Annotated in this window: 7 protein-coding genes; 6 read left to right on the top strand and 1 reads right to left on the bottom strand. The window is 60.4% G+C overall.

The genetic code is table 11. The features are described 5' to 3' along the window. Positions 1-220 precede the first annotated feature (220 nt). Complete coding sequence (gene dpiA, locus ACUTQW_RS23865; RefSeq protein WP_006326519.1) at positions 221-907, bottom strand: two-component response regulator DpiA; 687 nt, start codon at positions 905-907, stop codon at positions 221-223. Positions 908-1,219: 312 nt separating this feature from the next. Between dpiA and citC the strand changes: the two genes are divergently transcribed. The 6 genes from citC to citG are packed head-to-tail and all read left to right on the top strand — an operon-like array spanning position 1,220 to position 6,422. Then, entirely contained in the window at positions 1,220-2,293 is a 1,074-nt protein-coding gene (gene citC, locus ACUTQW_RS23860) for a [citrate (pro-3S)-lyase] ligase (protein WP_004946815.1), read from the top strand. Further along, positions 2,290-2,598, top strand: coding sequence for a citrate lyase acyl carrier protein (gene citD, locus ACUTQW_RS23855; protein ID WP_004946813.1), 309 nt, complete (start codon positions 2,290-2,292; stop codon positions 2,596-2,598). The genes citC and citD overlap by 4 nt, the downstream gene beginning before the upstream one ends. Beyond that, complete coding sequence (gene citE, locus ACUTQW_RS23850; protein WP_006326516.1) at positions 2,582-3,505, top strand: citrate (pro-3S)-lyase subunit beta; 924 nt, start codon at positions 2,582-2,584, stop codon at positions 3,503-3,505. The genes citD and citE overlap by 17 nt, the downstream gene beginning before the upstream one ends. Next, a complete protein-coding gene (gene citF / locus ACUTQW_RS23845; protein ID WP_037433239.1) occupies positions 3,502-5,007 on the top strand; it encodes a citrate lyase subunit alpha in 1,506 nt (501 codons plus the stop codon). The genes citE and citF overlap by 4 nt, the downstream gene beginning before the upstream one ends. A 4-nt stretch (positions 5,008-5,011) precedes the next feature. Beyond that, positions 5,012-5,560 (top strand): citrate lyase holo-[acyl-carrier protein] synthase, encoded by a 549-nt coding sequence (citX, locus tag ACUTQW_RS23840; protein ID WP_006326514.1) that lies wholly within the window; start codon positions 5,012-5,014, stop codon positions 5,558-5,560. Next, positions 5,541-6,422, top strand: coding sequence for a triphosphoribosyl-dephospho-CoA synthase CitG (citG, locus tag ACUTQW_RS23835; protein WP_006326513.1), 882 nt, complete (start codon positions 5,541-5,543; stop codon positions 6,420-6,422). Before citX ends, citG begins: the two co-directional genes overlap by 20 nt. Positions 6,423-6,427: the final 5 nt, after the last annotated feature.

The raw sequence follows: 6,427 nt of genomic DNA, 5'->3' as shown, positions 1-6,427 counted from the left end.
TGTGTGAACGGCCGCAATCTTAACGGGGTGTCGGCGGCATGTCAAAGGCGGATTACACATTCTGTGACTGTTTGCTTACAGAATGCGCAACCCGTTGAGCTTTTGGCAGATTTATCCGGTCATACCTCAGGCTGCCTCTGCGTTCATGCCCCGAATCGATGGCGGGCGCAGAGAAATGAATGGGTTGCCTTCAATCTTGCACGATGAGCCGAATAACCGCTTAATCCTCGGTTTTGGCGCGGTAAACCCGCTGTGGGCGGCCCACCTTGCCGTAAAGGATCTCGGCGCGGAGCTGCCGGGCGGCGGTGGAAAACTCCAGATAACGGCGCGCGGTAGTGCGGCTTAGCCCCATGATTTTCGCCACGCTTTCGGCGGTGTGGCTGGCCAAAGGTTGGGCGAACAGGGCGTGTACTTTTTCCAGCGTGAGTTCATCGATACCCGCCGGCAAGGCCGCCTGTTGTTCACCGCGCGAATAGGCATTGAACATCTCGTCAATACGGCGCTGGTTAAGGCGCGCGTCATCTTTCAGCGCCTGGCGCCGCTGGCTGAAGCGCTGCAGGGTAGCGGCCAACCTATCGTAGGCCAGGGGTTTGATCAGGTAATCGAACACCCCGCAACGTAGCGCTTCGGCTACCGTATCCCTATCGCTGGCGGCGGTGATAAACACGATACCGCCCGTGTAGCCGCTCAGGGTCAACTCGCGCAACAGTTCAATGCCCTGGCCGTCGGGCAGGAAGTTGTCCAGCAGGATCAGATCCGGTCTGAACCGCTCCACCATCATGCGCGCCTGCCCCAGCGTGCCGGCCAACCAGATTTGCCGGCCGCCGCCGTTCTGCTTGATGAACTCCGCATGCATCTCCGCCAGCGGCGTTTCATCTTCGACGATAAGAATATTTAGCCATTCCATAAATAAACCCATACTTGCAATAAAGATGCAAAATCAATGTAAGTTAATCGTGACTTAAAATAAACGTCGCCTTATGAATAAACACCATAAAAATAATTAAGTAAATAAAAAACATTAAATAAATTATTCCCGGGTGAGTGTTTGTGAAATAGGTCAATAATTCGCGTTTTTTTTCTGTTTACCATAGCTTCATTAAATTAATTTATCGCCATTTTTAATTTCAACTTTATGGTTTTAAAGGTTTTATCTCTGCCTGTTAATGTTAATTAAAATGGTTTTTTGTTATTTATTGGTTATTCCAGAGAGACAATTATGTTGGGCGGCGCCGTATTTAATCGGGTGAAAAGATCAGATCATAAAGACATTGCGCAGATTAATGCTTTTCTGCGCAGTAACGATCTGAATATTGATACTACGGTAGAGGTTTTTATTACCGTGACCCAGGACGATAAGTTGGTCGCCTGCGGCGGCATTGCAGAGAATATTATCAAATGCGTCGCCATCAGCCCGCAAATGCGTGGCGAAGGGTTGGCGCTGACGCTGGCGACCGAACTGGTGAACCTGGCCTATGAACGTCATTACACCCAACTGTTTATCTACACCAAACTGCAAAATGAGCCGTTGTTCCGCCAGTGCGGTTTCTATCCGATAGCCCGCGTGCCGGGCATCGTGGTGCTGATGGAAAACAGCCCATGCCGCCTGAAACGCTACGCGGCCCAGTTGGCGGGCCAGCGGCGGCCAGGCAAGCGCATCGGCAGCATCGTGATGAATGCCAATCCTTTTACCCGCGGCCATCAATATCTGGTGCGCCAGGCGGCGGCGAAATGCGACTGGCTGCACCTGTTTCTGGTGAAAGAAGACACCTCGCGTTTCAGCTATGAGGATCGGCGGCGGCTGGTGCTGGCGGGCACTGCCGATATCGCCAACCTGAAGGTACACGAAGGATCGCAATACGTCATATCCCGCGCCACTTTCCCTTGTTATTTCATTAAAGATCAGGGTATTGCCGATGACTGTTATACCGAAATCGATCTGAAGATCTTTCGGCAGTACCTGGCGCCCGCGCTGGGCATCACCCACCGTTTTGTCGGCAACGAGCCGTTCTGCGCGGTCACGGCCAAGTACAACCGCGATATGCGCTATTGGCTGGAAACGCCGGAACTGCCCAGCCCGCCGATCGCCCTGGTGGAAATTGAGCGTTTGCAATATCAGGGCACGGCGATCTCCGCCTCCTGGGTGCGCAAGCTGCTGGCGGCGGGGGATTTCCACGCCGCCGCGCCGTTGGTACCGCCAGACACCCTTTATTACCTGCAAGATTTGCAAACGCAGCGCCGGGCCAAACCGGCGGCCAAACCCTTTGTATCCGCACAATCAGGTGAACGATGAAAATTATCCGAGAAGCAATGGCCGGCACGCTGGAATCCAGCGATGTCATGGTGCGCATCGCACCCGCCGAGGGGCCGGAGCACGATCTGCTGATCGCCAGCAGCGTGGAAAAACAGTTCGGCCAAGCCATCCGCCACACGCTGCTCGAGGTGCTGCAGCGTTATCAGGTGGAGCCGGTGCAGGTGATGGTGGACGACAAAGGCGCGCTCGACTGCGTGCTGCGCGCCCGGCTGGAAACCGCACTGATGCGCGCCAGCGACAATGGCCAACTGCCGTGGGGGGCCTGCGATGAAAACGCTGAATAAACACCGCGTGCGCCGCAGCATGCTGTTCGTTCCCGGTGCCAATGCGGCCATGGTGAGCAACGCCTTTATCTATCAGGCCGATGCACTGATGTTCGATCTGGAAGACTCGGTGATCCTGCGTGAAAAAGACGCGGCGCGGCGGTTGGTGTACCACGCGCTGCAACATCCTTTGTACCGGGAAGTGGAAACCATAGTGCGGGTCAACGCGCTGGATTCCGCCTACGGGTTGGCGGATCTCCAGGCGGTGGTGCGCGGCGGGGCGGATATCGTGCGCCTGCCGAAAACCGACAGCGCACAGGACGTGGTGGAGATGGAACGCGAGATAGCCGCCATCGAAGCCGACTGCGGCCGCCCGGTCGGCAGCACCGGCCTGCTGGCGGCGATTGAATCGGCGGCGGGCATCACCCACGCGGTGGCGATTGCCCATGCCTCGCCTCGCCTGATCGGCATTGCTCTGGGCGCGGAGGACTACGTGCGCAACCTGCGCACCGAGCGTTCGCCGGAGGGCATCGAACTGCTGTTTGCACGCTGCTCGCTGTTGCAGGCGGCGCGGGCCGCCGGCATTCAGGCGTTCGATACCGTGTATTCCGACGCCAACAACGAAGCCGGATTCCTCCAGGAAGCGGCGCTGATCAAACAGCTCGGTTTCGACGGCAAATCCCTGATCAATCCCCGGCAGATCGAACTGCTGCACAACCTGTATGCGCCGACCGCCAAAGAGGTGGCCCATGCCCAGCGCGTGGTGGACGCCGCCGCAGCGGCAGAGCAGGAAGGGCGTGGGGTGGTGTCGCTCAACGGCAAAATGGTCGACAGCCCGGTGATTGAACGCGCCCGGCTGGTCTTGCAACGCGCAGCGCTTTCCGGCATCCGCGAAGAGCCGGTTCAGCAGGGAGAAGAAGCACAATGAAACGTCAACAACGACTGATGCCCTTGAACATCCTGGCGGACCTGCGTTGCTATCAGGATGCCTCCAAGGCCAATCAACAGGCCCGCAAATCGCGTGATGCTAAACGCTGTGACTCGCTGGAACAGGCGGTGCACCGCAGTGGGTTACAGGACGGCATGACCATCTCCTTCCACCATGCGTTTCGCGGCGGTGACCTGGCGCTGAATCAGGTAATGGAGACGCTGGCGGCGATGGGGTTCCGCAACCTGACGCTGGCTTCAAGCTCGCTAAGCGAATGCCATGCGCCGCTGGTCGACCACATTCGTCACGGGGTCGTGAGCCGCCTCTACACGTCGGGCCTGCGCGGTCCGTTGGCGGAAGCGATCTCGCGCGGCCTGCTGGCCGAACCGGTACAAATCCATTCCCACGGTGGCCGGGTCAACCTGATCGAGTCCGGCGAGTTGAAGATTGACGTTGCCTTCCTCGGCGTACCGGCCTGCGATGATTTCGGCAATGCCAACGGTTACAGCGGCGAAGCCTGCTGCGGCTCGCTCGGCTATGCCAAAGTGGATGCCGACGCGGCGGGCACCGTGGTGTTGTTAACCGAATCGATAGTGCCTTATCCGCACCATCCGGCCAGCCTGGCGCAGGATCGGGTGGATCTGATCGTACAACTGCCGCGGGTGGGGGACGCCGACAAGATTGGCGCCGACGCCACGCGCATGACCTCCAACCCGCGTGAGCTGCTGATTGCCCGCCGCGCCGCCGAGGTGATTGCCGGGTCCGGCTATTTTACCGAAGGTTTCTCGCTGCAAACCGGCACCGGCGGCGCTTCGTTGGCGGTGACGCGTTTTCTGGAAGACAAAATGCGGGCACGCGGCATTCGCGCCGGTTTCGCCCTCGGCGGCATCACCTCGACCATGGTGGATCTGCATGAAAAAGGGCTGATCGGCCGGCTGATGGACGTGCAGAGCTTTGACCGCGTGGCGGCGATGTCTTTGGCGCGCAATCCCCACCACATTGAGATCAGCGCCAACCAGTACGCCAACTTCAGCTCGAAGGGGGCCACGGTCGACAGGCTCGACGTGGTGGTGCTGAGCGCGCTGGAGATCGACACCGATTTTAACGTCAACGTACTGACCGGCTCCGATGGCGTGCTGCGGGGCGCTTCCGGCGGCCACTGCGACACTGCGGCGGCGGCGCGGCTGGCGATCATCGTGGCGCCGCTGGTACGCGGGCGCATTCCGACGTTGGTGGAGCAGGTGACCACCTGCGTGACCCCGGGTTTCAGCATCGACATTTTGGTTACCGATCACGGTATTGCCGTCAACCCGACACGCCCGGAGCTGGCGCAGCGGTTGCAGGAGGCCGGTTTGCCGGTGGTCGGTATCGACTGGCTGCGCCGCCGCGCTTTGCTGCTGACCGGCGAGCCTGAGCCGATCGCCTTTACCGATAAGGTGGTGGCGGTGGTGCGTTACCGCGACGGTTCGGTGATCGACGTGGTGCATCAGGTGGCGGAGTAATCCTATGGCTTACGTTGCCCCCGAACTGGCCGCCAACCGCGCCGTAAGCCTGCCGGAACTGCTCACCAGTCGCGATTGCCGTCAGGCGCGCCAACAGGCATGGCTGGCGCGCCATCAATCCACGCTGTTGGTGTTGACGCTGGTGGTGCCCGGTGCGCGAAAAGACAGCGCGTTGACGCGCAACATCTTCAACCTCGGTTGGCAGGCGCTGCAACAACTATGGCGCGAGCAAGGTTGGCGCTGTCTGCAGGCCGAAACGCTGGCGCTCGCCACCGGCTGCGAAGGCTTTCTGGCGTTGCAGGCCGATGCCCGGCGGGTGAAGGACTGCGCCATGCAGTTAGAGGTGCAACAGCCGATTGGCCGGCTGTGGGATATCGACGTGCTGGACGCCCAGGGGCGTATTTTGTCGCGGCGCGATCTGGGGCTGGCGGAACGTCGCTGCCTGTTGTGCGGCCAGCCGGCCAAAGTGTGCGCCCGCCAACGGCGACACGGCAGCGAACAGCTGCTGCAGCAAATGGAAAGGATGCTCAACGATGCGCTCTCAGCCCGTTAACCCTGCCAGGCGTGCGCCGCAAACGGCGGTACAGGATTTCGCCCGCACCGCCTACCGCGCACTGTTGGTGGAAGTGAACCTCACGCCCAAACCGGGGCTGGTGGATCGCCATAACAACGGCGCTCACCGCGATATGAACCTCGGTCACTTTTATCGCAGCGCCCGCGCCATCGGCATCTGGCTGCCGCGTTTTATCCAACAGGGGTGCGACGATGCGGCGCGCCCGGCTGACGAACAGCTGTTGCGGCTGCGCCCGCTGGGCCTGGCCTGCGAAAACCATATGTTCCGGGCCACCGGCGGCGTCAACACCCATAAAGGCAGCGTGTTTTCCCTCGGCCTGTTGTGCGCCGCTTTTGGCCGCCGTTATCAGCAGCAAAAGAAGATCGATGCCGCAACGCTGTGCGCCGAGGTGGCGGCCATGTGTCGTGGGCTGGTGGCCGGCGAGCTGCAAACCCGAAACGCATTGCAGACCGCCGGCCAGAGGTTGTTTGCCGAACATGGCCTGAGCGGCGCACGCGGCGAGGCGGAGTCCGGCTTTGAGCGAGTGATCAACGGCGCGCTGCCGTTCTACCGACAACGGCTGAAGGCGGGCTGCGATGAGCAGACGGCGCTGATGGACAGCCTGCTGTGGCTGATGGCCCACAATCAGGACACCAACGTCGCCTCGCGCGGCGGCCTGGCCGGGTTGTGCTGGTTGCAGCGGCGTGCCGATGGGCTGTTGGCGCAGGGCGGGGCGCAGGGCGCACGGGGCAGGCAACGCCTGCGGCAGTTCGACGCCGATTGCATCCTTCGCCACCTCAGCCCTGGCGGCAGCGCCGATCTGTTGATCGTCACCTGGCTGCTGGCGCAATTACCGAACTAAAAACA

The organism is Serratia sp. TSA_7 (genome assembly GCF_052692135.1).
The sequence above is the reverse complement of the archived record's forward strand: the minus strand, read 5'-3'. Positions and strand labels throughout refer to the sequence as shown.

What these genes read in the sequence shown, in the direction of transcription:
- citD (WP_004946813.1), top strand. Translation starts at nt 2,290, where the DNA reads ATGAAAATTATCCGAGAAGCAATGGCCGGCACGCTGGAATCCAGCGAT.
- citX (WP_006326514.1), top strand. Translation starts at nt 5,012, where the DNA reads ATGGCTTACGTTGCCCCCGAACTGGCCGCCAACCGCGCCGTAAGCCTG.
- citE (WP_006326516.1), top strand. Translation starts at nt 2,582, where the DNA reads ATGAAAACGCTGAATAAACACCGCGTGCGCCGCAGCATGCTGTTCGTT.
- citG (WP_006326513.1), top strand. Translation starts at nt 5,541, where the DNA reads ATGCGCTCTCAGCCCGTTAACCCTGCCAGGCGTGCGCCGCAAACGGCG.
- dpiA (WP_006326519.1), bottom strand. Translation starts at nt 907, where the DNA reads ATGGAATGGCTAAATATTCTTATCGTCGAAGATGAAACGCCGCTGGCG.
- citF (WP_037433239.1), top strand. Translation starts at nt 3,502, where the DNA reads ATGAAACGTCAACAACGACTGATGCCCTTGAACATCCTGGCGGACCTG.
- citC (WP_004946815.1), top strand. Translation starts at nt 1,220, where the DNA reads ATGTTGGGCGGCGCCGTATTTAATCGGGTGAAAAGATCAGATCATAAA.